Source organism: Thalassotalea montiporae, from assembly GCF_053485855.1.
In genome coordinates this window covers 123174-148196 of the sequence record NZ_JBQRUO010000003.1, presented here as the reverse complement: position 1 = coordinate 148196, position 25023 = coordinate 123174, and the positions used below count along the sequence as shown (strand labels likewise).

The 25023-nt window shown below is 43.8% G+C and carries 21 protein-coding genes; 17 read left to right on the top strand and 4 right to left on the bottom strand.

What is annotated here, in order from left to right; translation table 11 throughout:
- The first annotated feature begins 34 nt into the window (after nucleotides 1-34).
- The 16 genes from uppS to astB all read left to right on the top strand — a co-directional run bounded on the left by uppS (nucleotide 35) and on the right by astB (nucleotide 20974).
- A complete protein-coding gene (uppS, locus tag ACSLUR_RS11310) occupies nucleotides 35-787 on the top strand; it encodes a polyprenyl diphosphate synthase (protein ID WP_116000794.1) in 753 nt (250 codons plus the stop codon).
- A gap of 12 nt (nucleotides 788-799) precedes the next feature.
- The gene (locus ACSLUR_RS11305) at nucleotides 800-1666 is read left to right on the top strand and encodes a phosphatidate cytidylyltransferase (protein ID WP_448554612.1); all 867 of its coding nucleotides are present in this window, start codon (nucleotides 800-802) and stop codon (nucleotides 1664-1666) included.
- A 27-nt stretch (nucleotides 1667-1693) separates the two neighbouring features.
- On the top strand, nucleotides 1694-2905 hold the full coding sequence (gene ispC / locus ACSLUR_RS11300; RefSeq protein WP_448554610.1) for a 1-deoxy-D-xylulose-5-phosphate reductoisomerase: 1212 nt from the start codon (nucleotides 1694-1696) through the stop codon (nucleotides 2903-2905).
- A 10-nt stretch (nucleotides 2906-2915) separates the two neighbouring features.
- On the top strand, nucleotides 2916-4271 hold the full coding sequence (gene rseP, locus ACSLUR_RS11295) for a sigma E protease regulator RseP (RefSeq protein WP_448554608.1): 1356 nt from the start codon (nucleotides 2916-2918) through the stop codon (nucleotides 4269-4271).
- A gap of 27 nt (nucleotides 4272-4298) precedes the next feature.
- A complete protein-coding gene (gene bamA, locus ACSLUR_RS11290; protein ID WP_448554606.1) occupies nucleotides 4299-6773 on the top strand; it encodes an outer membrane protein assembly factor BamA in 2475 nt (824 codons plus the stop codon).
- Nucleotides 6774-6827: 54 nt separating this feature from the next.
- Nucleotides 6828-7340: an OmpH/Skp family outer membrane protein gene (locus tag ACSLUR_RS11285; protein ID WP_116000789.1), complete on the top strand. Its 513-nt coding sequence runs from the start codon at nucleotides 6828-6830 to the stop codon at nucleotides 7338-7340.
- A 19-nt stretch (nucleotides 7341-7359) separates the two neighbouring features.
- A complete protein-coding gene (gene lpxD, locus ACSLUR_RS11280) occupies nucleotides 7360-8397 on the top strand; it encodes a UDP-3-O-(3-hydroxymyristoyl)glucosamine N-acyltransferase (RefSeq protein ID WP_448555105.1) in 1038 nt (345 codons plus the stop codon).
- A 1-nt stretch (nucleotide 8398) separates the two neighbouring features.
- Nucleotides 8399-8851, top strand: coding sequence for a 3-hydroxyacyl-ACP dehydratase FabZ (gene fabZ / locus ACSLUR_RS11275; protein ID WP_116000787.1), 453 nt, complete (start codon nucleotides 8399-8401; stop codon nucleotides 8849-8851).
- A gap of 3 nt (nucleotides 8852-8854) precedes the next feature.
- Nucleotides 8855-9625: an acyl-ACP--UDP-N-acetylglucosamine O-acyltransferase gene (gene lpxA / locus ACSLUR_RS11270; RefSeq protein ID WP_448554603.1), complete on the top strand. Its 771-nt coding sequence runs from the start codon at nucleotides 8855-8857 to the stop codon at nucleotides 9623-9625.
- A gap of 128 nt (nucleotides 9626-9753) precedes the next feature.
- A complete protein-coding gene (gene lpxB / locus ACSLUR_RS11265; RefSeq protein ID WP_448555103.1) occupies nucleotides 9754-10878 on the top strand; it encodes a lipid-A-disaccharide synthase in 1125 nt (374 codons plus the stop codon).
- A 90-nt stretch (nucleotides 10879-10968) separates the two neighbouring features.
- Nucleotides 10969-11589, top strand: coding sequence for a ribonuclease HII (rnhB, locus tag ACSLUR_RS11260; RefSeq protein ID WP_116017939.1), 621 nt, complete (start codon nucleotides 10969-10971; stop codon nucleotides 11587-11589).
- A gap of 98 nt (nucleotides 11590-11687) precedes the next feature.
- Entirely contained in the window at nucleotides 11688-15188 is a 3501-nt protein-coding gene (gene dnaE / locus ACSLUR_RS11255) for a DNA polymerase III subunit alpha (protein WP_448554601.1), read from the top strand.
- A gap of 68 nt (nucleotides 15189-15256) precedes the next feature.
- Entirely contained in the window at nucleotides 15257-16213 is a 957-nt protein-coding gene (gene accA / locus ACSLUR_RS11250; protein WP_116000782.1) for an acetyl-CoA carboxylase carboxyl transferase subunit alpha, read from the top strand.
- Nucleotides 16214-16358: 145 nt separating this feature from the next.
- Nucleotides 16359-17828 (top strand): tRNA lysidine(34) synthetase TilS, encoded by a 1470-nt coding sequence (tilS, locus tag ACSLUR_RS11245; RefSeq protein WP_448554598.1) that lies wholly within the window; start codon nucleotides 16359-16361, stop codon nucleotides 17826-17828.
- An 87-nt stretch (nucleotides 17829-17915) separates the two neighbouring features.
- Complete coding sequence (locus ACSLUR_RS11240; protein WP_448554596.1) at nucleotides 17916-19103, top strand: dicarboxylate/amino acid:cation symporter; 1188 nt, start codon at nucleotides 17916-17918, stop codon at nucleotides 19101-19103.
- A gap of 521 nt (nucleotides 19104-19624) precedes the next feature.
- The gene (gene astB, locus ACSLUR_RS11235) at nucleotides 19625-20974 is read left to right on the top strand and encodes an N-succinylarginine dihydrolase (protein ID WP_448554594.1); all 1350 of its coding nucleotides are present in this window, start codon (nucleotides 19625-19627) and stop codon (nucleotides 20972-20974) included.
- Between the two features lie 114 nt (nucleotides 20975-21088).
- Here astB and ACSLUR_RS11230 read toward each other — a convergent pair whose 3' ends face one another.
- The 4 genes from ACSLUR_RS11230 to ACSLUR_RS11215 form a co-directional block, all read right to left on the bottom strand.
- Entirely contained in the window at nucleotides 21089-21316 is a 228-nt protein-coding gene (locus ACSLUR_RS11230) for a type II toxin-antitoxin system antitoxin (RefSeq protein WP_448554592.1), read from the bottom strand.
- Nucleotides 21317-21354: 38 nt separating this feature from the next.
- On the bottom strand, nucleotides 21355-22212 hold the full coding sequence (locus ACSLUR_RS11225; protein WP_448554590.1) for an SPFH domain-containing protein: 858 nt from the start codon (nucleotides 22210-22212) through the stop codon (nucleotides 21355-21357).
- Nucleotides 22213-22441: 229 nt separating this feature from the next.
- Nucleotides 22442-22759 (bottom strand): ribosome recycling factor family protein, encoded by a 318-nt coding sequence (locus ACSLUR_RS11220; RefSeq protein ID WP_448554588.1) that lies wholly within the window; start codon nucleotides 22757-22759, stop codon nucleotides 22442-22444.
- Between the two features lie 190 nt (nucleotides 22760-22949).
- On the bottom strand, nucleotides 22950-23720 hold the full coding sequence (locus ACSLUR_RS11215; protein ID WP_116000775.1) for a hypothetical protein: 771 nt from the start codon (nucleotides 23718-23720) through the stop codon (nucleotides 22950-22952).
- Nucleotides 23721-24004: 284 nt separating this feature from the next.
- On the opposite strand from ACSLUR_RS11215, the gene cysB reads away from it, so the two are divergent.
- On the top strand, nucleotides 24005-24979 hold the full coding sequence (cysB, locus tag ACSLUR_RS11210) for an HTH-type transcriptional regulator CysB (RefSeq protein ID WP_116000774.1): 975 nt from the start codon (nucleotides 24005-24007) through the stop codon (nucleotides 24977-24979).
- Nucleotides 24980-25023 lie beyond the last annotated feature (44 nt).

Sequence of the window (25023 nt, the reverse complement as noted above, 5' to 3'; positions counted from 1 at the left end):
TTTTACTACGGCGTTTTTATATAGTGAGATTTAAGTGTCAAATATCTCTGAATTAGAAACTTCAGCTATCAGCGCACCGCAGCATGTTGCCATCATTATGGACGGCAATGGGCGTTGGGCTCAGCAGCAGGGCAAAAAACGCGTTTTTGGCCACAAGTCTGGTGTTGAGTCTGTTCGTGCTTCGGTTAGTGCAGCTCGCAAAATGGGCGTAAAAGCGTTAACCCTATTCGCTTTTAGTAGCGAGAACTGGTTGCGACCTGAAGAAGAAGTTTCGGTGTTAATGGAACTGTTTATGTTAGTGCTAAATCGCGAAGTAAAGCGCTTGCATAAAAACGATATAAAATTTCGAGTGATTGGTGATGTGTCGCGTTTCTCTGACAAACTACAAGAAAAAATCAGAGCCGCAGAGCAACTCACCGAGCACAACCAAGGCATGGTGTTATCTGTTGCAGCAAACTATGGTGGTCGTTGGGATATTGCCCATGCCGCAAGAAAGTTAGCCGCACAAGTTCAAGCTAATGAAATTTCAACTGCTGACATCAACGAGGAGTTGTTGCACCAGCATACTAGCTTGGCAGATATGCCAGAATTAGACTTACTTATTCGCACAGGTGGTGACCACCGTATTAGTAACTTTTTACTGTGGCAGGCGGCTTATGCGGAGTTTTACTTCACTGATACCCTATGGCCTGACTTTAATGAAAACGAGTTTAATAAAGCGGTGGATACTTTTTGCCAGCGTGAACGCCGTTTTGGTCAAACTGGTGAGCAAGTAAAACAACAATAAAAGGAATATCGCTTGTTAAAGCAAAGAATTCTTACGGCCGTTGTCTTAGCGCCGTTAGCTATTGCGGCAATCTTCTATTTGCCGTTGCCACTGTTCGGCGCACTAATGGTTGCTATTATGGCCATTGGTGCATGGGAGTGGGGCCCACTAATGGGCTTTGCTCGTAAAACCCGTCGATTATTTTTCGTATTTGCCAGTGTCGTTATTTTAGGTGCGATTTGGTCCTTTATGCCGCCAGAGTCTTTATGGCTAGAAAAAGGTGTGCTGCAACAAAACGCCATCTACATATTGTGGCTTGCGGTTGCTTGGTGGGGATTGTCCGCATTATTAACATTCCTGTACCCGAGATTTAGCTCATTTTGGTCAAGCCATCGCTCTATTCGCGGTGTCTTTGGCTGGCTAACGTTAGTACCTGCTTGGCTTGCGTTTATGGTGATCCGTTCAAGCGAGTACCAAACCGACCCATATCATGGTGCACAGCTCATTATGTTCTTGTTCTTGATGGTGTGGAGCGCTGATATTGGAGCGTACTTTGTTGGCAAATCAATTGGTAAACACAAACTAATGCCAAATGTAAGCCCAGGTAAAACGTTAGAGGGTTTCTTCGGTGGTATCGCTTCTGCCTGTTTGCTGGTGGTTACCGCTGGCAAAATCATTGGTTGGAACGCAGAGCAATTCGCCATTGTACTTCCTGTAACGGTTGTCATTACCACTATTTCTGTATTAGGGGATTTAAACGAAAGCATGTTTAAGCGCCAAGCAGGGGTGAAAGACAGCGGCTCGATTTTACCGGGTCATGGCGGTGTACTCGATCGCATTGATAGTTTAACCGCGACTGCGCCAATTTACGCACTGTGCTATGTGCTAATTGGCTGGTAAGCAGCTCAGTGTTTATTTGTGATTAGTATGCAGCAACATCAACTTTGTATTTTAGGTTCGACGGGTTCTATTGGTGAAAGCACCTTAGATATTGTTAGGCGCCACCCTGAGCGTTTTACAGTCGTTTCAATGTCAGCAAACTCTCGCGTTGAGAAAATGTTAGCGCAGTGTCTTGAGTTTAAACCACAATATGTGGTGATGGGCTGCCAAGAAACCGCGACAAAACTGTCAACGCTACTAGCTGAAAAAGGCTTAGCCAATATTAACATCAGCTATGGTGAACAAGCCTTGTGTGATATCGCGAGCAGTGACCAAGTTGATACAGTCATGGCAGCAATTGTTGGTTCATCTGGCTTAATGCCAACGCTTTCGGCCGTTAAAACAGGTAAGCGAGTATTGCTGGCCAATAAAGAATCGTTAGTCACTTCCGGCCAGATCTTTATCGATGCTGTAAAAGCCTCAGGCGCAAAATTATTGCCAATTGATAGCGAGCACAATGCGATATTCCAGTGCTTACCAGAGTTTGAACAGCACAGGCCGGGCGAATGCCAACTGGCCGACAATGGTATTAGTAAAATTTTACTCACGGGCTCTGGCGGGCCTTTTCGCACTAAGCCGGTTAACGAATTAGCTGATGTAACGCCAGAGCAAGCGGTCGCTCATCCAAATTGGGACATGGGCAAGAAAATCTCAGTAGACTCTGCCACTATGATGAATAAGGGCTTGGAGTTTATTGAAGCGAAGTGGCTATTTAATGTTGAACCGTCGCAAATTCAGGTGGTACTGCACCCGCAAAGTACCATTCATTCAATGGTGCAATACAAAGATGGCTCAGTGATCGCGCAAATGGGTAACCCAGATATGCGTACGCCAATTGCGCATGCCATGGCATACCCAGAGCGCATTGATGCTGGCGTAGAACCGCTTGATTTTTTCAATACCAAACCTTTTGAATTTGAAGCGGTTGATTTTGAGCGCTACCCAAATTTAAAGCTAGCGATAGATGCCTGCTCTCAAGGTCAAGCGGCTTGTACTGCGCTTAATGCCGCTAATGAAATTGCGGTTGAAGCCTTTTTAAATCACCAAATCAAATTTACCGACATTTTCCGTATTAATGAATTATCGGTGCAGCAATTTGTCTCACAACAAGTGAATACGATTGATGACGTTATTTCGTTAGACGCGAATGTGCGCTTATATGCTAAAGAGCAACTAGCAAAATTAATGGAAAGCGAGTGAGGTTGAGCAAATGTTTGATGTGATTTGGAATCTAGCCTCTTTTGTTGTTGCTCTTGGCATCTTAGTGACTGTGCACGAGTACGGTCATTTTTGGGTAGCACGTAAATGTGGTGTGCAAGTAGATCGCTTTTCGGTTGGTTTTGGCAAACCGATTTGGCGACGAACTGACAAACACGGTACTGAGTTTGTCGTAGCGCTTATTCCGCTTGGTGGTTACGTTAAAATGCTCGACGAGCGAGTTGACGATGTACCTGCTGGTAAAGCTAACCTCGCCTTTAACAATAAATCCGTCTATCAGCGCATCGCTATCATAGCTGCCGGCCCGTTAGCCAACTTCGCTTTTGCCATTGTTGCTTTCTATTTAATGTTTTTAATTGGCGTACCTAGTGTAAAACCTTACATTGGTGAGTTAACGCCTAATTCGATTGCGGCAAAAGCTGAACTGCCTGTTAACGGCGAAATTGTTGAGGTCGCAGGAAAGTCTGTCAAAGATTGGCAAGACATTAACATGGCGTTGGTGGGCGAGATTGGCCAATCGTCCATTGCCATTAAAGCGAGACAACCTGATAGCGTTTACGCCAAAGAGTTCACGCTAGACACCTCTGACTGGCAATTTGCACCAGAGAAAACCTCGTCATTAGCAAGCTTGGGCATTGTGCCATTTTCTCCTAAAGTCCATACCGAGGTAGCAGCGATTGGAGAGGGCAGCGCTGCCGCAAGAGCTGGCCTGCAAATAGGCGATACACTGCTGTCAATTAATGGCGAGGCGATTAATAATGATTGGCGACTTTTTGCGACTGAAATAAAAGCCTTGGCCAAGCAAGAGGTTGCATTGACTGTGTTACGCAGCGGTCAGCAAGTAGCACTAACTGTTGTGCCAGATGCTCGTGAAGTTAATGGTAAATTAGTCGGTTATCTTGGAATTTCACCTAAATTAGATCCTTGGCCTGAGGGACACAGAATCACTATTGCTCACGGCGTTTTGGGAAGTTTTCCTGAAAGTATGGAACGTACGTGGAATTTAGTGGTCTTAAGTTTCGAAATGATTGGCAAGTTAATCACAGGCGATGTGTCAGTGAAGAACTTAAGTGGGCCAATTTCCATCGCACAAGGCGCAGGAAATAGTGCTGGCTATGGATTCGTTTATTTTTTGGGCTTTTTAGCGTTAATTAGCATTAATTTAGGAATAATTAACCTTTTACCGTTACCAGTACTTGATGGCGGCCATTTACTTTATTACCTTATAGAGCTTTTAACAGGAAAGCCTGTACCAGAAAAAATTCAAGAGTTGGGATTTCGATTCGGTGCACTTGCGTTACTCACCTTAATGAGCATCGCCATCTTTAACGATATATCGCGGCTTTAATAAAAAGAAGTAAACAAAGTTACACTTATGATGATTAAAAAAATTGCCTTAGCGGTTCTATTAGGCACCTTAGGCACGTCTGTACAAGCTTCAGATGACTTCCAAGTTGAAGATATCCAAATCAGAGGGCTACAGCGTGTCGCGTTAGGCGCAGCATTAACGCATATTCCATTTAATGTTGGCGACACCCTAAACGAATTCCGCGTATCACAATCGATAAAAGCTTTGTATAAATCCGGCCACTTTAACAACATTCAGGTGTTTAAAGACGGCAATCGCGTTATTTATAGCGTTCAAGAGCGTGAAACTATTAGTGAGATCACCTTTGAAGGCAATAGTGACCTCAAAGACGAGCAACTAACGCAAAGTCTAGACGACAGTAATATTCGCGTCGGTGAAACGCTCGATCGTACAGTTATTTCAGGCATAGAGATGGGCCTGGAAGATTTCTACCACAGTGTTGGTAAGTACAACGCGAATGTTAAGGCTGAAGTTACTCACTTACCGCGTAACCGAGTTAACTTAAAGTTTGTTTTTGAAGAAGGCGACGCCGCTGCGATTGAACAGATTAACTTAGTGGGTAATGAAGTCTTTACTGACGAGGAAGTGCTTAAGAACATTGAGCTTACTTATGACTCGCCATGGTGGGACTTCTTGGCGCAAGACCGCTACCAAAAGCAAACCCTGCAAGGGGACATGGAAACCATTGAAAGCTTCTATTTAGATCGCGGTTACTTGCGCTTTAAAGTAGATTCGACGCAAGTGTCGATGACGCCAAATAAAGAGCAAGTTTATATTGCCCTTAACGTAACCGAAGGTGATCAGTATACGGTTAGCGAAGTTGACTTTATCGGTGATATGGCGGGGTTTGAGCAAACGATTCGCGCGATTAACCCGTTAAAAGCTGGCAAGTTATATAACGGCGCAGAAGTTACTTACACTGAAGAAACTATTAGCCGTTTCTTAGGCCGATTCGGTTACGCTTACCCGAAAGTCACTACCATTCCAGAAATCAATGATGACGACAAAACCGTTAAGCTGTCGATTTCAGTTGACCCTGGTAAGCGTATTTACGTAAACCGCATCAACTTTAAAGGTAACCATGTGACTGCCGATCGCGTATTGCGTCGCGAGCTTCGTCAAATGGAAGGTGCATGGTTATCAAACAGTTTGGTAGAAGGCTCAAAAGCGCGCTTATCACGCTTGCCTTACATGGAAACTGTTGAATTTGAAACCACCCAGCTACCGGGTGAAGAAGATCTGGTAAACGTTGACTTTGATGTAAAAGAGCAACCTTCAGGCTCATTTACCGCAGGTATTGGTTATGGCTCGCAAACTAACTTAAGTTTAAATGCCGGTGTTCAGCAAAATAACTTCTTAGGAACGGGTAACCGATTAGCATTTAATATTAATACGGTAAGTTACTCACGTGCGGTGAGCGTATCATACACAGATCCATATTTTACCGTTGATGGCATTTCACTTGGCGGCTCTTTGTACTACAACGAGTTCGATGCAGGTAGTGCAAACTTAGTTGAATACGAAAATAAAACCTATGGTGTTGGCGTAAACCTTGGTTTCCCAATTAACGAGTATGTGCGCGTTAACTTTGGTTTAGGTTACAAGAGTAACGGTATTACACGTTTACAAACCTATGAGCAAATTCAACGCTTCTATGAATTATACTCAGATCCGGATGACCCAGATGCAAGATTAACGTTTGAAACCTTTGATTTATCAGCCGGTATTTCACGCTCAACCCTTAACCGTGGTACTTTCCCTACGGCGGGTTCACAACAAAGCTTCTCTGCAAAGGTGACAACGCCAAATTCAGACGTTAACTTCTTTAAACTAAATTTGAAAACCAAGTGGTACTTCCCGCTAACTCGTGATCAAAAGTGGACTGTTTTAACGCGCTTTGAAGCGGGTTATGCGAACGGTTACGATACTATCAATGGTAATGACCAAATACTGCCTTTCTGGGAAAACTTCAGAGCAGGTGGTTCAGACACGCTACGTGGCTTTGAAAACAACGTTGTTGGCCCACGAGCAATCTTTAGACGTCCAACCGCAATCGGCGGTACACCAGATCCTGTTGGAAATGGTGGCGCCTGTTGCTTAGGACCAGACCATGACATTATTGATATTTCACGAAATTCTGTAGGTGGTAACGCTCTTGCCATTGGTGGTGTGGAGCTAGTATTCCCATTACCGTTTGTTGACGAAGGCTTCTCGAACAGTGTACGTAGCAGCTTATTCGTTGATGTTGGTAACGTGTGGGATACCGAGTTTGACGTTGATGACTACCGCGACCTCGACCCGAACGAATTTATCAAGATTGATGATTATTCAGATATTGGCCGCTACCGTAGTTCGGCTGGTTTATCTGTACAATGGTTATCGCCAATGGGACCAATGATCTTTAGCTTCGCCAAAGCATTGAAAAAAGAAGATGGGGATGATACAAGTTTCTTCAGCTTTAACATTGGTCAAACATTCTAACCAGCAGCTGAGTTTGCTGAGATTATAATAAGTATTCATATTTAGGAGAAAACGTTGAAAAAGTTAATGAAAACATTGGCACTAACCACAGCAGCATCAAGCATGTTGTTAGCTGGCTCTGCTATGGCACAAAAAATTGCCGTTGTTAACTTCCAAGAAGTAATGACAAAGATTCCTCAAACTGCTGCTGTAATGCAAAAGTTAGAAACTGAATTTAAAGACGAAAAAGCCGTACTTGCGCAATTGGAAAAAGACATCAAGTACTTTCAAGAAAAGAAAAAGCGTGATTCTTCGTTAATGACTGACAAAGAAAAGACGGATCTTGATAAAGAAATTGCGACTAAATTCCAAGAATACCAAACGAAAGGCAAAGACTTTCAGCAAAAAACGCAAGTTCGTCAAAACGAAGAAACTTCAAAAATTATCGCTTTAGTTCGTCAAGCAATCGACAACATTGCAGCGAAAGAAAAGTACGACATGGTTATTGAGCAAAAAGCGGTAGTTTTCTCAAAGCCTGAAACTAGCATTACTGAACAAGTAGTTGAGCAAGTAAGTAAGCTAAACTAATACAATTCGGAAAAAGAACATTGCAATGAGTTATACCCTAACTGATATTGCAAAGCATATTGGCGCGACTGTTAAGGGAGATGGCAACATTTCCGTTAGCAGTCTTGCTACATTAGCGACTGCAAAAAATGATCAAATTGCCTTCCTGGCAAACAGTAAATACCAAAACCAACTTAAAGACACACAAGCCTGTGCGGTAATTGTAACGCCTGATATGGCTGAGCAATGTCAAACCAATGCCTTGGTGATGGATAACCCTTACATGGGCTATGCATTAACAGCTAAGCTGCTAGACCACACTCCAGCATCAGCGACCAATATTCATCCAACAGCGGTTATTGATGACAACGCTGTTATTGGTGAAGGTGTGGCGATTGGTGCTAACACCGTTATTGAAGCAGGCGCCTCAATCGCTGATGGGGCAATGATTGGCGCGGGATGTTTCATTGGTAAATATGCCCAAATTGGCGCGAATACTAAGCTGTGGTCGAATATTAGTGTTTACCATGAAGTTGAGATTGGTAGCGATTGTTTAATTCAAGCCAATACAGTGATTGGTGCCGATGGTTTTGGCTACGCACCCCACCAAGGCCAATGGCATAAAATACCGCAACTGGGCCGTGTTATTATTGGCGATCGCGTAGAAATTGGTGCAAGCACCACAGTCGATCGCGGCGCACTAGAAGACACTATAATTGGTGACGGTTGTATCATTGATAACCAAGTGCAAATTGCCCATAACGTGGTGATTGGTAAAAATACTGCAATTGCTGGCTGCACAGTGGTGGCTGGAAGTGTTAAAATTGGCAACAACTGTACTATTGGTGGTATGGCGGCAATCAATGGTCATATCGAAATTGCTGACAATGTTGTATTTACCGGTATGTCAATGGTCACCAAAGGGGTTAAAGAATCCGGTGTCTATTCGTCAGGTATACCTGCCCAGCCAAATAAAGACTGGAACAAAATGAATGCTCGATTGCGCAAGCTAGATGTGATGGCCAAGAAAATTACCTCATTAGAAAAAACGCTTAACGAGCAGCAAAAGGAAAGTTAAGTTGGAAAGAGAACCAAACACAATTGATGTAGAAGAGATCCAAAAACTCATCCCACATCGCTACCCAATGTTATTAATTGACCGCGTTGTTGATTTCGAGCCAGGCAAATGGCTGCATGGCATTAAAAACGTTACTGTCAACGAGCCAGTTTTTACTGGTCACTTCCCAGGATATTCGATCTTTCCGGGTGTGATGATTTTAGAGAGCTTAGCACAAGCAACAGGTGTGCTAGGCTTTAAGTCAACTGAAGGCCGCAATGACGGCGAGATGTACTTATTTGCATCGATTGACAACGCTAAATTTAAAAAGCCAGTTGTGCCGGGCGATACCATGCACCTGCACGTTGAATTTCTAAAAGAACGCCGCGGCATGTGGAAGTTCTACGGTGAAGCACGCGTTGACGGCAAAGTCGTTTGTAGTGCTGACCTTATGTGTGCAAGACGAGAGTTATAATCTGTGATCCACGAACAAGCGATTATCGAGCCGGGTGCTCAAATAGGTGAAAACGTATCCATTGGACCTTGGACGTATGTTGGCAAGGATGTCGTCATTGGCGATAACTGTGATATTCGCTCGAATGTTGTCATCAAAGGGCCAACGACCATTGGTAAAGGCAACACAATTTATCAGTTCGCGACCATTGGTGAAGATTGCCAAGACTTAAAATACGCAGGTGAGCCAACGCAACTGATTATTGGCGACAACAACACTTTCCGTGAATGTTGTACCATCCATCGCGGCACAATTCAGGACAATAGCCTGACACAAATCGGTAGTAACAACCTGTTTATGGCCTACACCCATGTGGCTCATGACTGCATGGTCGGCAGCAACTGTATTATGGCGAACAACGCCTCTATTGCTGGCCATGTACATGTTGGCGATTGGGCAATTTTAGGTGGCATGGTCGGTGTTCATCAGTTCTGCCACATAGGTGCGCACAGCTTCATTGCTGCGAACTCCTTAGTACTAAAAGATGTGCCGCCTTTCGTGATGGCATCTGGTCATGGCGCTTCGCCGTTTGGCTTAAACACGGAAGGCTTAAAGCGCCGTGGTTTTGCAAAAGAAACGATTTTAGCGATTCGCCGCGCCTACAAAGAAGTGTACCGTAAAGGGCTAAATGTGGATGAAGCGCTAGTGGGTGTTAACGAATTAGCCAAAGACCATCAAGCCGTTAATGATTTTGCCGAGTTTATTAAAAGCTCGCAACGCGGCATTATTCGTTAATTCTTCACTCACAAATGTCGACCTTAACCTCTCAAGTGACCAGTGATTCAGCTGGTCACAATGCTAAAAACAAGTCTCAAAATAACTTCCCAAGCCAATCCCAAAATAAGTCTCAAAGCGACGCTCCGATGATTGCCATCGTCGTTGGCGAGCACTCAGGTGACACCTTGGGTGAGGGCTTGATGAAAGCCATTCTTGAAAAGCAGCCGAATGCCAAATTTATCGGTATTGGCGGCCCGAAAATGAATGCGCTGGGTTTTGAAAGTCTTTATGCAATGGAAGAATTAGCGGTGATGGGCATTGTAGAAGTGCTAGGTCGCATTCGTCGACTGTTGCATATTCGTAAATCACTAACCGAATATTTCACCCAAAATAAGCCAGATGTATTTATTGGTATAGATGCGCCAGATTTTAACCTGGCGCTTGAACAGCGCTTAAAAACAGAAGGTATTAAAACCGTTCACTATGTAAGCCCGTCAGTATGGGCATGGCGTGAGAAGCGTGTATTTAAAGTGCAAGCGGCAACGAATTTAGTGCTTGCCTTATTGCCGTTTGAAAAAGCCTTCTACGATAAATATCAAGTGCCATGTCAGTTTGTTGGTCACTCGCTAGCAGATGATATTCCACTTGTGTCAGATAAAGCCGCGGCGAGAGAAGAGCTTGGCCTCGAGCAAACAGGTAAAGTATTAGCCTTAATGCCGGGCAGCCGTGGTGGTGAATTATCTCGCTTAGTTGAGCCGTTTTTACAATCGGCGAAACAATTGTTGGCAGAAGATCCCGCGTTAACCCTCGTGGTGCCGATGATTTCAGAAAAGCGTGCTGAGCAATTTAATGCGCTTCACCATGAGATTGCGCCAGAGTTGCCAATCAAACTGTTTATTGGCAAGACGCAAGCGGTTATGGCGGCAAGTGATTGTTTGCTGACCGCATCAGGTACAGTCACACTAGAGGCGGCCCTGATTAAACGCCCTATGGTGATTACTTATCGCTTTAATTGGTTGACTTATCAAATGGGCAAGATAATGGTGAAGTTAAAACACTTCTCACTGCCTAACTTGCTTGCCGATAAAGCCCTAGTGCCAGAGCTTTTGCAAGATGATGTAACACCAGAGAATATCGTGCCACTGCTAAAAGATCGGTTATATCAAGACCAGTCGTCGCTAAATCAAGCCTTTACCGATATTCACTTAACGCTTAAGCAAGACGCCAGTCAGCAAGCAGCAAAGGCTGTGCTTGAATTGATGCAGGCATAAACCTGTAAGGTTTGAGTGCATTAAAGATATTACCAAGGGCGCAGTAGCGCCCTTATTTGTTAACCCAACACTTTCAATAGAAATCTAACTATGACAACCCGTAAAAAAGCCGAATTACCACCGTTTGAATATCCCGTTGCTTACTGTATCGCTGGTGTTGATGAAGTCGGGCGAGGGCCATTGGTGGGGGATGTGGTCACTGCAGCAGTGATTTTAGATATGGATAACCCCATCGAAGGGTTAATGGACTCTAAAAAGTTGTCTGAGAAAAAGCGCGCCTTGCTTGCCGAAGAGATCAAAGAAAAAGCCGTTGCTTGGGCAATTGGCCGTGCAACACCAGAAGAAATCGACACTATCAATATTTTGCATGCCACTATGCTGGCGATGCAGCGTGCAGTTGCTGATTTAAATGTGACGCCAGATTATGTGCTTATTGACGGTAACCGCTGCCCAGAGTTAGGTATTCCATCGCAGGCCGTGGTTAAAGGTGATGCCCGTGTTGCTGAAATTAGTGCCGCGTCAATTCTCGCTAAGGTTGAGCGCGACAACGATATGATTGAATTGGATAAGCAACATCCTGAGTTTGGCTTTGCCAAACACAAAGGTTATCCAACCAAAGCGCACTTTGAAAAAATAGCTGAACTTGGCGTGTTAGACTGTTATCGTAAAAGTTTTAAGCCAGTTGCTGCAATTGTTAACGGTAGCAAGTAGTTTTCTTTAGTAAATCATTGAAATAAAAAATTAATAATAAAAAGAATGTAGCTGATTTCAGCATTCATATAAGTAACACAGAAGATAAGCCCAACTAGATGTCAGAGCCAGTAACCCAAACCGATCCTAAATTTATTCACTTGAGAGTCCACAGTGACTTTTCGATGAGTGATGGCTTAGCGAAAATGAAGCCGATTATTGGCAAGGCCGAATCGCTAAATATGCCCGCGATTGGTATTAGCGATCAGACTAACTTGTGTGGTTTGGTAAAGTTTTATCACGGCTGTCACGGTGCTGGTATTAAGCCAATTATAGGCACGGACTTTTGGGTAAAAAGCGAAGAATTGGAAGATGAACTGTTTCGCTTGGTGGTGATTGCATCTGACAATACCGGTTATAAAAACCTGACAGAGCTTATTTCAAAAGCTTATCTACGCGGTCATGTGCAAGGTAAAGCGGTACTGGACAAAGAATGGTTAGTTGAGCATGCCGAAGGCATTATTTTGCTATCTGGCGGTCGTGAAGGGGATGTTGGTAAGGCACTGTTAAAAGGTAACCAAGCGCTGGTTGCTGAAATGGTCAGCTTTTATCAAACCCATTTTGCTGACAGATACTATCTTGAGCTGATTCGCACTGGCCGACAAGACGAAGAAACCTATCTGCATTTAGCCGTTGAGTTGGCAAGTGCGCAAGGCTTACCTGTGGTCGCCACTAACGAAGTGGTGTTTCTTAACCCTGAAGATTTCGATGCTCACGAAATCCGCGTAGCGATTCACGACGGTTTTACTCTTGATGATAAGCGTCGTCCAAAACGCTATTCGCCGCAGCAATACCTGCGCTCTGAGGAAGAAATGTGTGAGCTGTTCTCAGACATTCCTGAGGCGCTTGCCAACTCGGTAGAAATTGCCAAACGCTGTAACGCCACTGTGCGTCTTGGCGAATACTTCCTGCCTGATTTCCCAACCGAGGGGATGAAGATTGATGATTTCCTTGTCAAAGTGTCGGAAGAAGGCTTACAAGAGCGTTTAGAGTTCTTATTTGATAAAGACGCACCGGACTTTGCGGAAAAGCGAAAACCCTATGATGAACGCCTAAAAATCGAATTAGACGTTATCAACAATATGGGCTTCCCCGGTTACTTCTTGATCGTAATGGAGTTTATTCAGTGGAGTAAGGATAACGATATTCCAGTGGGGCCGGGGCGTGGCTCTGGTGCAGGCTCACTGGTTGCTTACGCATTAAAAATTACCGACCTAGACCCACTAGAATTTGACCTCTTATTCGAGCGGTTCCTTAACCCAGAGCGTATCTCGATGCCGGATTTCGATGTCGATTTCTGTATGGATCGCCGCGATGAGGTAATCGATCATACCGCCGAGCTTTATGGCCGTGATGCGGTATCGCAAATTATTACCTTTGGTACCATGGCAGCAAAAGCGGTAATACGTGATGTTGGTCGTGTATTAGGTCACCCGTACGGTTTTGTTGACCGCATTTCTAAGTTAATTCCCGGCGATCCAGGGATGACACTGGCAAAAGCCTTTGACGTTGAACCTAAGCTGCCAGAAATTTATGAGCAAGACTCGGAAGTTAAAGATTTAATTGATATGTGTCGAATCCTAGAGGGAACGACACGTAATGCGGGTAAACACGCTGGTGGTGTTGTTATCTCGCCAACCACGATCACAGATTTTGCGCCGCTTTACTGTGACGATGAAGGTAAAAACCCGGTTACTCAATTCGATAAAAACGATGTTGAAGATGCAGGTCTGGTTAAGTTTGACTTCCTTGGCCTTCGAACCCTGACTATCTTACAGTGGGCGATCAATATGGCGAATGAAAAAATCGCCAAAACCGATGGTCAGCCTATTGATATCGCAGCCATACCGCTCGACGACAAAGACGCCTTTAAAGTCCTTTTAGCAGCGCAAACCACCGCCGTATTCCAGCTGGAATCGTCTGGTATGAAAGCGCTAATTGAAAAGCTAAAGCCTGACTGTTTTGAAGATATTATCGCACTGGTAGCTCTGTTTAGACCGGGGCCGCTAGATTCTGGCATGGTAGATAACTTTATCGAGCGTAAGCACGGCCGTGAAGAAGTTTCTTACCCAGATGCAACTTGGCAGCACGAGTGGCTAAAACCGGTACTTGAGCCAACCTACGGCATTATTCTTTACCAAGAGCAAGTAATGCAAATTGCACAGGTGCTTGCTGGTTATACGCTAGGTGGCGCGGATATGCTGCGCCGAGCCATGGGTAAGAAAAAGCCAGAAGAGATGGCAAAACAGCGTGCCGTGTTTGAAGAAGGTGCGAAAGGCCAAGGCGTTGATGGCGAATTGGCGATGAAAATTTTCGACTTGGTAGAAAAATTCGCTGGTTATGGTTTTAACAAATCACACTCGGCGGCATACGCGCTAGTTTCCTACCAAACACTGTGGATGAAAGCCCATTACCCTGAGCCATTTATGGCCGCGGTAATGTCGGCGGATATGGATAACACCGATAAAATCGTCACCCTAGTGGACGAGTGTAACAACATGGGGCTAACCCTATTGCCACCTGATGTGAATTCTGGCCAATACAAATTTACCGTCAACGACGACAACGAAATTGTTTACGGTATTGGCGCAGTTAAAGGGGTTGGTGAAGGGCCAATTGAGGCCATTATTGAAGCCCGTGAAGCCGGTGGTCCATTCGCTGATTTATTCGATTTTTGTGCCCGTGTTGATATCAAGAAAACCAACAAACGGGTTTTAGAGCGCTTAATTAAATCCGGCGCAATGGATAAGCTAGGGCCGCATCGCGCTGCCATGTTTGAAACCTTGCCAGAGGCGATTAAGGCGGCAGAACAACACGCCAAAGCACAAGCATTAGGGCAAGATGATTTATTTGGCTTGATTAACGAGCAGCCAGAAGATACTCGCCAAACCTTTAAAGAAGTACCACATTGGCCAGAGCAAGAATGGCTGGAAGGGGAAAAAGAAACCCTAGGGCTATACCTGACGGGTCACCCAATTAATCGCTACCTTGCTGAAATTAAACATTATGCATCCAGCAGGTTAGTTGGCGTTCAGCCAACTGGGCGAGATAAGTCTGCCACCTTGGTGGGCTTGGTTATTGGCGTACGGGTGCTCGTCAACAAACGCGGTCGTCGCTGGGCGTTAGTCACGCTTGATGATCGTAGTGCACGCCTTGATGTGCGACTCTTTCCAGATGATTATGATAGGTTTCAAGACCTTCTGGTTAACGATGCAATTTTGGTGTGTAGTGGACAGGTCAGCTTTGATGATTATTCTGGTGGATATACAATGTCCGGCCGAGATATAATCACGATCGCAGACGCCAGAGAAAATCACGTTAAATCTCTTGACCTTAACGTTGATAGCAGTCAAATCGGTGCGGATTTTATCGAACAATTTACGCAGGTATTGTCACCATACAAAGACGGTACTTGCCCAGTGCGAGTCTTCTACAAACGCCAAGAGGCGCAAGGGATGCTTGAACTGGGCGTGCAGTGGCGGGTAACCCCTGCCGACATGTTACTGCACGAAATGAAACAACTGCTAGGTGAGGAAAACCTTGCTTTGCAATTCAAATAACAAAATACTGGTAGCTAGGCTTAAATAAGCAAATATCAGTTAACGACAGGTTAGGTAGACCAACGCATATGTCATTAAATTTTTTAGACTTTGAACAACCGATTGCCGAACTAGAAGAAAAAATCGAAGAACTGCAATTGGTTAACAACGGCCAAGAGCTGAATCTTGATTTAGAAGAGCAAATCAGCCAATTGCGTGATAAGAACAACGAACTAACGAAAAAAATCTACGCAAATTTAGACCCATGGCAAACGGCTCGTGTTGCTCGTCACCCGCAGCGTCCATACACACAAGACTACCTAAGCCGTATTTTTGATGAATTCGACGAATTAGCTGGCGACCGTGCCTATGCTGACGATAAAGCTATTGTTGGTGGTACTGCGCGTTTAGACGGCAAGCCTGTGATGGTTATTGGCCACCAAAAAGGTCGTTCAACGGCGGAAAAAGTAAAACGCAATTTTGGTATGCCACGCCCAGAAGGTTACCGCAAAGCCTTGCGCCTAATGGAAATGGCAGAGCGCTTTAATATGCCAATTATCACTTTTATTGACACACCAGGCGCTTACCCAGGTGTAGGTGCGGAAGAGCGCGGTCAAAGTGAAGCGATTGCACGTAACTTAAAAGTGATGGCACGCTTAACTGTACCAATTGTTTGTACGGTTATTGGTGAAGGCGGTTCAGGTGGTGCACTCGCAATTGGTGTGGGTGATCGTGTGAACATGCTGCAATATTCTACGTACTCGGTAATTTCACCGGAAGGCTGTGCGTCAATCTTGTGGAAAACCGCAGAAAAAGCATCAACGGCGGCAGAAGCGATGGGTATTACTGCGAAACGCATCAAAGAGCTTGAGCTGATTGACAATATCGTTGAAGAGCCATTAGGTGGCGCGCATCGCGATATGGATCAAATGTCAGCGATGTTAAAACAAGCGATTAAAGCTGACTTGACGTCACTTGAAGGCTTGTCGAAAGACGAGCTTATCGAAAAGCGTTACGAGCGTTTAATGTCGTTTGGCTACTGCTAGACCAAATAAACCGAGCTAGGCCAGCTATACCTTAGCAAGCCGGTTAATTTTAGGCAAAGCGAATCAAATCACGAAAAAGCGGCTATTAAGCCGCTTTTTTTATTGTTAATCTGTCACTTATTGCTATTTTTACGATCTTTTCTTTATGAATACCGCGCTCGATAAACTTCGACAGCTTTTTAGCAAGTACCCTAACTACCCTGTGATTGTTGCCTACAGTGGCGGCGCTGACTCGCAAGTATTACTGGATTTGGTTTGCCAAATATTAAAAGAAGAAAGCCAAGCTACTCAAGGTACTGAAGAAGAAAAGCAAAAAGCGTGTGTTCGTGATTTGCTAGTTTGCCATATTCATCATGGCTTAAGTGATAATGCCGATAGCTGGCGGCAATTTGCTGAACTTGAATGCGAGCGCCGAGGTGTTGCCCTTAACGTGGCCAAAGTCAGCTTAGCACTGAATAGTGGCGAAAGTATTGAAGCTTTGGCGCGTGAGGCGAGATACCAAGCGTTAACTGCTGCCAGTGAAAAGCCTGCTCTAATACTCACTGGGCACCATATTGATGATCAGCTAGAAACTATGTTGTTAGCGCTGAAACGTGGCTCTGGCGTTAAAGGCTTAGGAGCAATGGCAAGTGAGAGTGATTTAGCGCAGCACAAGCTTTGTCGGCCTTTGTTATCGGTGTCACGCAGTGATATTGAAAGCTATGCAACGAATCAACACTTAGATTGGGTAACCGATGAGTCAAATGCCGATAGTCGTTACGACCGCAACTTCTTACGCAATGAAGTTATTCCTAGCTTAACTGCACGTTGGCCTGCATTTAGCCAAGCCGCAGCGCGCAGTGCTGAGCTTTGCCAGCAAAACCAGCAATTAGTAGATGAACTTGCCGCGCAAGACTTAGCAAGTTTTGATTACGAAGCAGGTTTAGCCATAGAAAAGCTCGCTAAGCTTAGCGAAGCACGCTTCAATAACCTTATTCGCTACTTTCTTTCAGCTAAATTGACAATGCCTAGGGGCGAAGCTGTTCAAATGCCATCGCAAGCACAGCTGCAACAGCTTTATCAGCAACTTAATGTGGCAGAAGATAAAGTGCCAGAAGTTAAGCTAGGTAATGTTTGGGCACGGCGCTATAAAGGCCAGTTGTTTTTTACACCAAGCTTTGCAGATGTGAGTGAATTTACTGCCGAAATTAGGGTGACGGATCTAGCTAGCAATGCACAAACGGTTGAACTACCGGATGGCTTAGGTAAGTTAGTGGTTACCAAACTACAAGTGCCCGATACTGTAAATAATGCAACAAAAGAAAATGAGAAGCCAACTAGCTTAGTGATTGCGATACCAGATTCAGTGAATAAGCTTGTTATTCAGTTTCGCCATCATAACCCTAAAATTCTGCCGGATTATCGTGCCCATTCACGGTCGATGAAAAAGGTATTACAAGAGCTTAGCATTGCGCCATGGCAGCGTAAGCGAATGCCGTTTGTTTTTGCGAATTCAGAAGCAGGGGAGCTTGAGCTAGTAACGATTCCAGACTACTTTATTTGTCAGCCTTTCTTGCCAAAAGCTCAAGGTAAAAAAGCGGTTTACCTTGCACTTGAGTGGCAAGCGCGTGCATAGCAGTTAAAAAACACGTTAGAATGCCTTGCATAAGATTTTTATAAATTCCATAACAACAAAAATATTGTTCCAGAGAGAAGATCATTCATGAACCTAGTCATTAAACTCATCGCCGGTATCGTTGGCGGTATGCTGATTGGCCTTTACGCGCCAGATTTTATTGTTCAATTGCTGTTTACTGCGCAAACACTGATTGGCCAGCTGATTAAATTTACCATCCCACTGATTATTCTTTTTTATATTGCTAGCGGTATCGCATCTTTGCCGCAAGGCTCAGGTTCTCTGCTTGGTAAAACCGTCGGTTTAGCCTACGGCTCAACCATAGTGGCCGGTACGTTAGCGTTTCTAATTGCTAGCTCAATTTTACCGAGCTTAGTGTCGGGTAATGCCTTGGAAGCTGCCGCGGAAGGCGAAAAGCTCAAAGGCTTTATCGATATTAGCATTCCACCGCTTTTTGAGGTAATGACTGCGTTAGCGTTAGCCTTTATTTTAGGTATCGGTATTAGTGCAATTAATGCGACTAGCTTGCGTAAGGGCATTAACGAAGCGCGTGATATTGTGGAAGTGTTATTAAGTAAGGTAATTATTCCAGCTTTACCGCTATACATTGCCGGTGTATTTGCGGAAATGACGGTGGATGGCACGGTATTCTCAACATTGAAAACTTTTGGTGTAGTGCTAGTGCTGGCGATTGTGATGCATTGGTTATGGATTTCAGTGCTATATATCGGTAGTGCCGCAGCCATGGGTAAATCACCGCTTAGCCTCTTAAAAAACATGCTTCCGGCTTATTTTACCGCGCTAGGTACAATGTCGAGCGCAGCAACAATTCCAGTGTCCCTTCGTGCGACCAAAGAAAACAAAGTACGCGATGGTATTGCTAACTTTACCGTACCACTTTGTGCATCAATTCACTTAAGTGGCTCAACCATTACCATCGTAACTTGTGCGACTGCGGTCATGTTATTAACTCCTGAAATTGCCTTACCAGGTATTGGCGGCATGGTGCCGTTTATTTTAATGCTAGGGGTAACCATGATTGCTGCGCCGGGCGCACCAGGTGGTGCGGTGATGTCAGCGCTTGGTTTACTCGGCACTATGCTAGGTTTCACCGATGCAGCATTAGCCCTGATGATTGCTCTTTACTTAGCGCAAGACAGCTTCGGTACGGCTTGTAATGTTACTGGTGATGGTGCTATTGCTTTATGGGTTGATAAATTTGCTGGCGAGCAGGGCCTAGCTGATGCACAAGGCGAAACAAAAGCCCAAGCATAAGCTGAAAACAGCAAGCCAAAACGAATACAAAAAGCCGCTTATTGCGGCTTTTCTGTTTTTATGATTTGCCACTTTGTGATGGCCGTTGAATTGCACTAATAAGGAAAGAATTAATATCATCGGCACATGAATAATTATGCACAGAGCTTGCTTGAGCCCTTTTAAAATAAGGGGTTTAGGGCTTTCCGTTAGCCAATTTAACTTTGGTAAGCTAGTAAAAAAAGGCATAATAACCTTCAAATTTTAGTGCGGATTGTTTCCTTATCCGTTTAAAAAGTGCAGCTAGACAAATCTTCCCTGTGTATTAGGTTGAGTGTCAAAAGCGTAAATGAAACGCAAAAGTTAGGCGTTGTGCTATATCTTGAACATTATTTAGTCATGTTTGTTAGTGATGTTTAGTGTAATGCGCGCAATTTTTGCAAATTATTTTTCCGCTAAGCAATTGAATAAACATTCGATGACAAGCTAGCAAATAACACGCAACTCACAGTGAATAAAAGCCGTCAAAATTAGGAGTAATAATGAATACAAAGCTAGTAAACAGCAAAGAAGTTAACTTTGATGGCTTGGTTGGCCCAACCCATAACTACGCTGGATTGTCGGAAGGTAATGTTGCATCGTTAAGCAACGCTAATGATACCTCTAGCCCTAAACAAGCGGCTAAGCAAGGTTTGAAAAAAATGAAAGCCTTGCATGACATGGGGATGACACAAGGTATTTTAGCGCCGCAAGAACGTCCTGATATGTATGCACTACGTCGCCTTGGCTTTACCGGTACTGATGCCCAAGTATTGGAAGCAGCGTACAAGCAAGCACCAGCACTTTTGTCAGCGTGTTGTTCGGCATCAAGTATGTGGACAGCCAATGCTGCCACCGTATCACCTGCAGCAGACACTGCTGATGGTAAGGTACATTTTACTCCTGCAAACTTAACCAATAAGTTTCACCGTTCTTTAGAGCCAGATACGACAGGCAATATTTTAAAAGCGACATTTAACGACGAAAACCACTTCGTACATCACCAACACTTACCAGACAATGATCACTTTGGTGATGAAGGTGCGGCAAACCATACGCGCCTATGTGGTGATTATCATGAAGCAGGTGTGGAGATCTTCACATTTGGTCGTTACGCCTTTAATCGTAACAAACCGATGCCAAGTAAATTCCCAGCACGCCAAACTCTTGAAGCAAGTAAGGCGGTCGCGCGTTTACATGGCTTGTCTGACGCTCAAACTGTTTATGTACAGCAAAACCCAAGCGTAATTGACCAAGGGGTTTTCCACAACGATGTCATCGCGGTCGGTAACCAAAATGTGCTTTTCTATCACCAAGAAGCTTTCCTTGATACCGAGCTGTTCCTAAACGAATTACGCACTAAGTTTGGTGGTGAGTTACACGCGGTTGAGGTTAAAACTGAGCAAGTATCCGTTGCTGATTGTGTTAGCACTTACTTATTTAACACACAGATTATTACCTTGCCGTCTGGTGAAATGGCCATCATTGCGCCAATGCATTGTCATGATAATCCAAGCGTAAAAGCTTACTTAGATGAATTAGTGACGCTTAATACACCAATCAAGCAAGTTCACTACTTTGATGTGAACGAAAGTATGAAAAATGGTGGTGGCCCAGCGTGCTTACGTTTACGAGTAGCGATGAGCGAGCAAGAAGTGAATGCCGTTAACCAGCAATGTTTATTAACGGATGCTAAGTTTATCGAATTAAATACTTGGGTTGATAAGCATTATCGCGACCAGTTAACGTTCGATGATTTACGTGACCCTGCGTTAGTCACAGAATCGCGCACGGCACTTGATGAATTAACGCAAATTTTAGCGCTAGGCAGTGTATATCGTTTCCAGCAGTAAGCTTATAAAACAGCCATATTTGGGGCGGGTCAAGTAAACCTAAAAAGGAGTGAGTTGGCCAACTCACTCCTTTTTTATTACTTTATTTTTTATTGAGCTATTTTCTTTACTCTTTTATTTGGTGCTCTTTTCTTTCTTGCTGTCAGCAGTGCTTGTATCCAAGACTTCAATTTCGGTCACTACTTGCTGAACGAGTTTAATTCGCCCAGATTTAATCAGCGCATCCCTAAGCAGATATTCAATTTGGGCGTTAACACTACGCAATTCATCGTCTGCCCAGCGCTGTGTTGCGGCTAGCACATCTGGGTTAATGCGTAGTGGAAAGCTTTTCTTCGCTGCCATAATATCTCCTAGTGATTGGTAACAAAGGGTGCCAACTGCTAATAAAGACTACCAGCATTAATCACAGGTTGAGTATTATGCTCGCCACACAGCACTACCAATAAATTACTCACCATCGCTGCTTTACGCTCTTCATCTAGGTCAACTATCTCTTTTTCTGACAATTTTGCTAGCGCAGCTTCAACCATACCAACAGCACCTTCAACTATTTTACTGCGTGCTGCGACAATCGCTGACGCTTGCTGGCGCTGGAGCATAGCACTGGCAATTTCTGGTGCATAGGCCAAATGACTGATTCGTGCTTCCAAAACATGTACGCCAGCTTTATCTAAGCGTTGCTGAATTTCTGTTTTTAACGACTCAGAAACCTCTTTAGGGTGGCTACGTAGTGCGACAGCATCACCTTCGTGCAGGTCATACGGGTAGGTCGTCGCCATATTACGCAATGCCGCTTCACTTTGAATGCTGACGTAACTCTCGTAATCATCCACTTCAAATACCGCTTCTGCGGTGTCATCTACTGCCCAAACAACGACTGCAGCAATCTCAATCGGGTTACCGTGATTGTCATTAACCTTAAGCTGGCCGCTTTCAAAGTTACGAATACGAAGTGAAATATTGCGGCGCACAAATAACGGAATCGTCCAACGCAAACCGCTGTGTTTAACTGTGCCAACGTAACTGCCAAAGAAGGTCATTACCTTGGCTTGATTAGGTTGAATAATAAATAAGCCTGGCCAACAAACACCGACAATCAGGATGAATAAAATACTGCCAATTGGCGCGCTAGGCTGATCTGCATAGCTGATTAAACTGATCACCGATAGGACTTGTAGCACCAGTAATATCAGCGCTGCTAAATAACCATTGAGTGAAAATCCTAATTTTTCTTTCATAAACACCTCTAAGTGATATCAATATGATATCAATATAGTGTTAATGTGATTTTTTGTAAAGAAAAACTGCACAACGAGTGTTGCTAATAAGAAATGTACAAGAGGCTAAAGGTGTTTAAGTGATTGATTGTAAATGCTAAATGTTTTATTGATTGATCTTGAGGGAAGATAAGGGAGAAAGCGACAAGGAGCGAATAGGGTAGGTCTGCTTAAATCTAATTCATCTAAATCAAAGAAACTCTAACTCGTCGATTACACGTCTGGCTTGCGCAGCTGTGCAGTCAGTTTTTGCAATCAATTGATTAACTGTAATGCCCGTATTTTGTTTCGCGATAAACACTAAGTCATCATGTGTCAGTGTTTCTTGCTGGGCTTTCAAATGCTTTGCCAGCCACAACCAGCTCTGCTCATCATTTGCTTCAATAAAGTCAATAATGTCTTGGAGTTGGTATTTGTCGGCAATAAGGCGCCAATTGCGCGATCGACCAATACGATTGAGCTCACAGCCACACTCGCGAATAGCAGCCTTAAGTGCATAGGCTTTCATCGTTTTACGTAAAAACGACGGCAGCACGATTGTAGATGATGAATGTTTTGTCACAACGAGTGGTAAAGCAACTAATGATAATTAGGTAAAGCGCCTAGTATATGAAAACTTTGTTTCCCTTAAAAGCCTATGCATAGAACGAAACAACCGGCACTAGGCCGGTTGTTGGTATTCGAAAGGTAATTCGCTATTACCACTTTTTCTTTGGTTGGAATAGCAAGTCCAAATCGTCCTCTTCGCTCTTGGCTTTCTTTTCTGCGTCGCGAGCGTTGGTGTTCTTCAATTCGTTAGTAATGTCTTGCAGCTTTTCTTGAATTTCAGCTTTTTTACTTTGCGTGTACTCATTTTGATTTGCCGTATTATCAATCGAAGATAAGGCTTTTTCATAGTACTGACGAGCTGAGCCCAACATTTCTTTTGAGTATGCTGCGTTACCGCGTTTAAGTAAGCTCTCAATATTTATCTTGATCTGCATTGAGTCTAAACGTAAGTCTTGCTGCATAAATACCTGAGCATCCAATGCGCCTTTATTTTGCTCAGATTTTAAGGTTGCGCGCAGCTTTTTAATGCATTGTAGAATTTGCACAAGCTGTTGTTCATTGTCAGGTAGGGTGAACTGTTGTTCTTTGCCACTATTGCTAGCCGCCATATCAGCAGACGCTTTTAAGCGATTTTCAAATTCTTGAATACGGCCTTTAACACCTTTCATTTCAGGCATAATTTGCTCAATTGCTTTTGCTGCATTCAAGCTACGGCGGCTTAGCACTTCAACAACAGTTGGGTTCTCTGGCAATAATGCCATTGCCATGATCAGCTCTTCTGTTTCATCAATGATAGCTTTGTGCTTGGCAACTTGTGCACGCTTTTCAGCTTCCATTTTTTCTTTGTGTTGCTGGATTGCGCTCACAACTACGACAATAATAATGAGTGCGATAATCAATCCGACAATTATTGCTATCATGTTTTTTTCTCAATTAAATAATCTGATACAGCTTATAGCAGTCTACAAAAATTGTATTGTTTAGCATAGCGCTAAATATCTGAAATTAGGAAAAACATTCTAATTTATACGGCTACTTGCAAATGAAGATGAGTAAAACAGTAAAAACTCCAAGCAATATGGCGGAAGCTTGCTAAACTTTTGTTATAAGCTGTAAAATTTTAAAAATAATATGGAATATTGCAGTATTTAAGTATATATTTTTGGAATAAAAATACTCAAAATCAATGTGGTAATGGAATAAAATGAAGCTCCAACAACTAAGATACATTGTTGAGGTACTAAACAATAACCTCAATGTCTCGGCAACAGCCGAGAGCCTTTACACTTCGCAACCCGGCATTAGTAAGCAAGTTCGAATGTTGGAAGATGAATTAGGCATTCAAATTTTTGGTCGTAGCGGTAAACATTTAACCCATGTCACTTCAGCAGGCCATGAAGTGATCAACATTGCGACAGAAATTCTCAATAAAGTTGAAGCGATCAAAGCGGTCGCCCGCGAGCATACTCAGCCAGACGAGGGCAAGCTTCGCATCGCAACCACACACACTCAAGCGCGTTATGCATTGCCAGATGTTATTCAAGGGTTTATGAAAAAATACCCTAAAGTATCACTGCATATGTACCAAGGCACACCGCAGCAAATAAGCGAAGCATCAGCAAAAGGTGAAGCAGACTTTGCCATTGCTACTGAGTCTTTGCACCTATACAACGATTTGATTATGTTGCCTTGTTACCACTGGAATCGCAGCATCATTGTTCGCAAAGACCACCCATTAGCTAAAGTGACTAATTTAACCATTGCTGATATTGCGCAGTATTCGCTAGTCACTTATGTATTTGGCTTTACGGGGCGTTCAGAGCTAGACAAAGCGTTTAGTGCCGCAGGTTGTGAGCCAAAAGTTGCGTTTACTGCAACTGATGCGGATGTGATTAAAACATATGTACGCTTAGGTGTGGGCATTGGTGTAATTGCTACCATGGCAATGGATCCAGAAACCGACAGCGATTTAGTGGTATTAGATGCTAGCCATTTATTTAAAGCCAGTACCACCAAAATTGGTTTTAGACGTGGCACCTTCTTACGTGGCTATATGTTCGACTTTATTGAACGTTTTGCACCGCACTTAAATCGCGACTTAGTAACGAAAGCCATGTTGTTGAAAAATAATGTCGAAATAGACGAGATGATGTCGGATATTGAGTTACCGACTAAGTAGTGAGTCTAAGTTGATACGACAAACAAAAAACGAGCATTAATGCT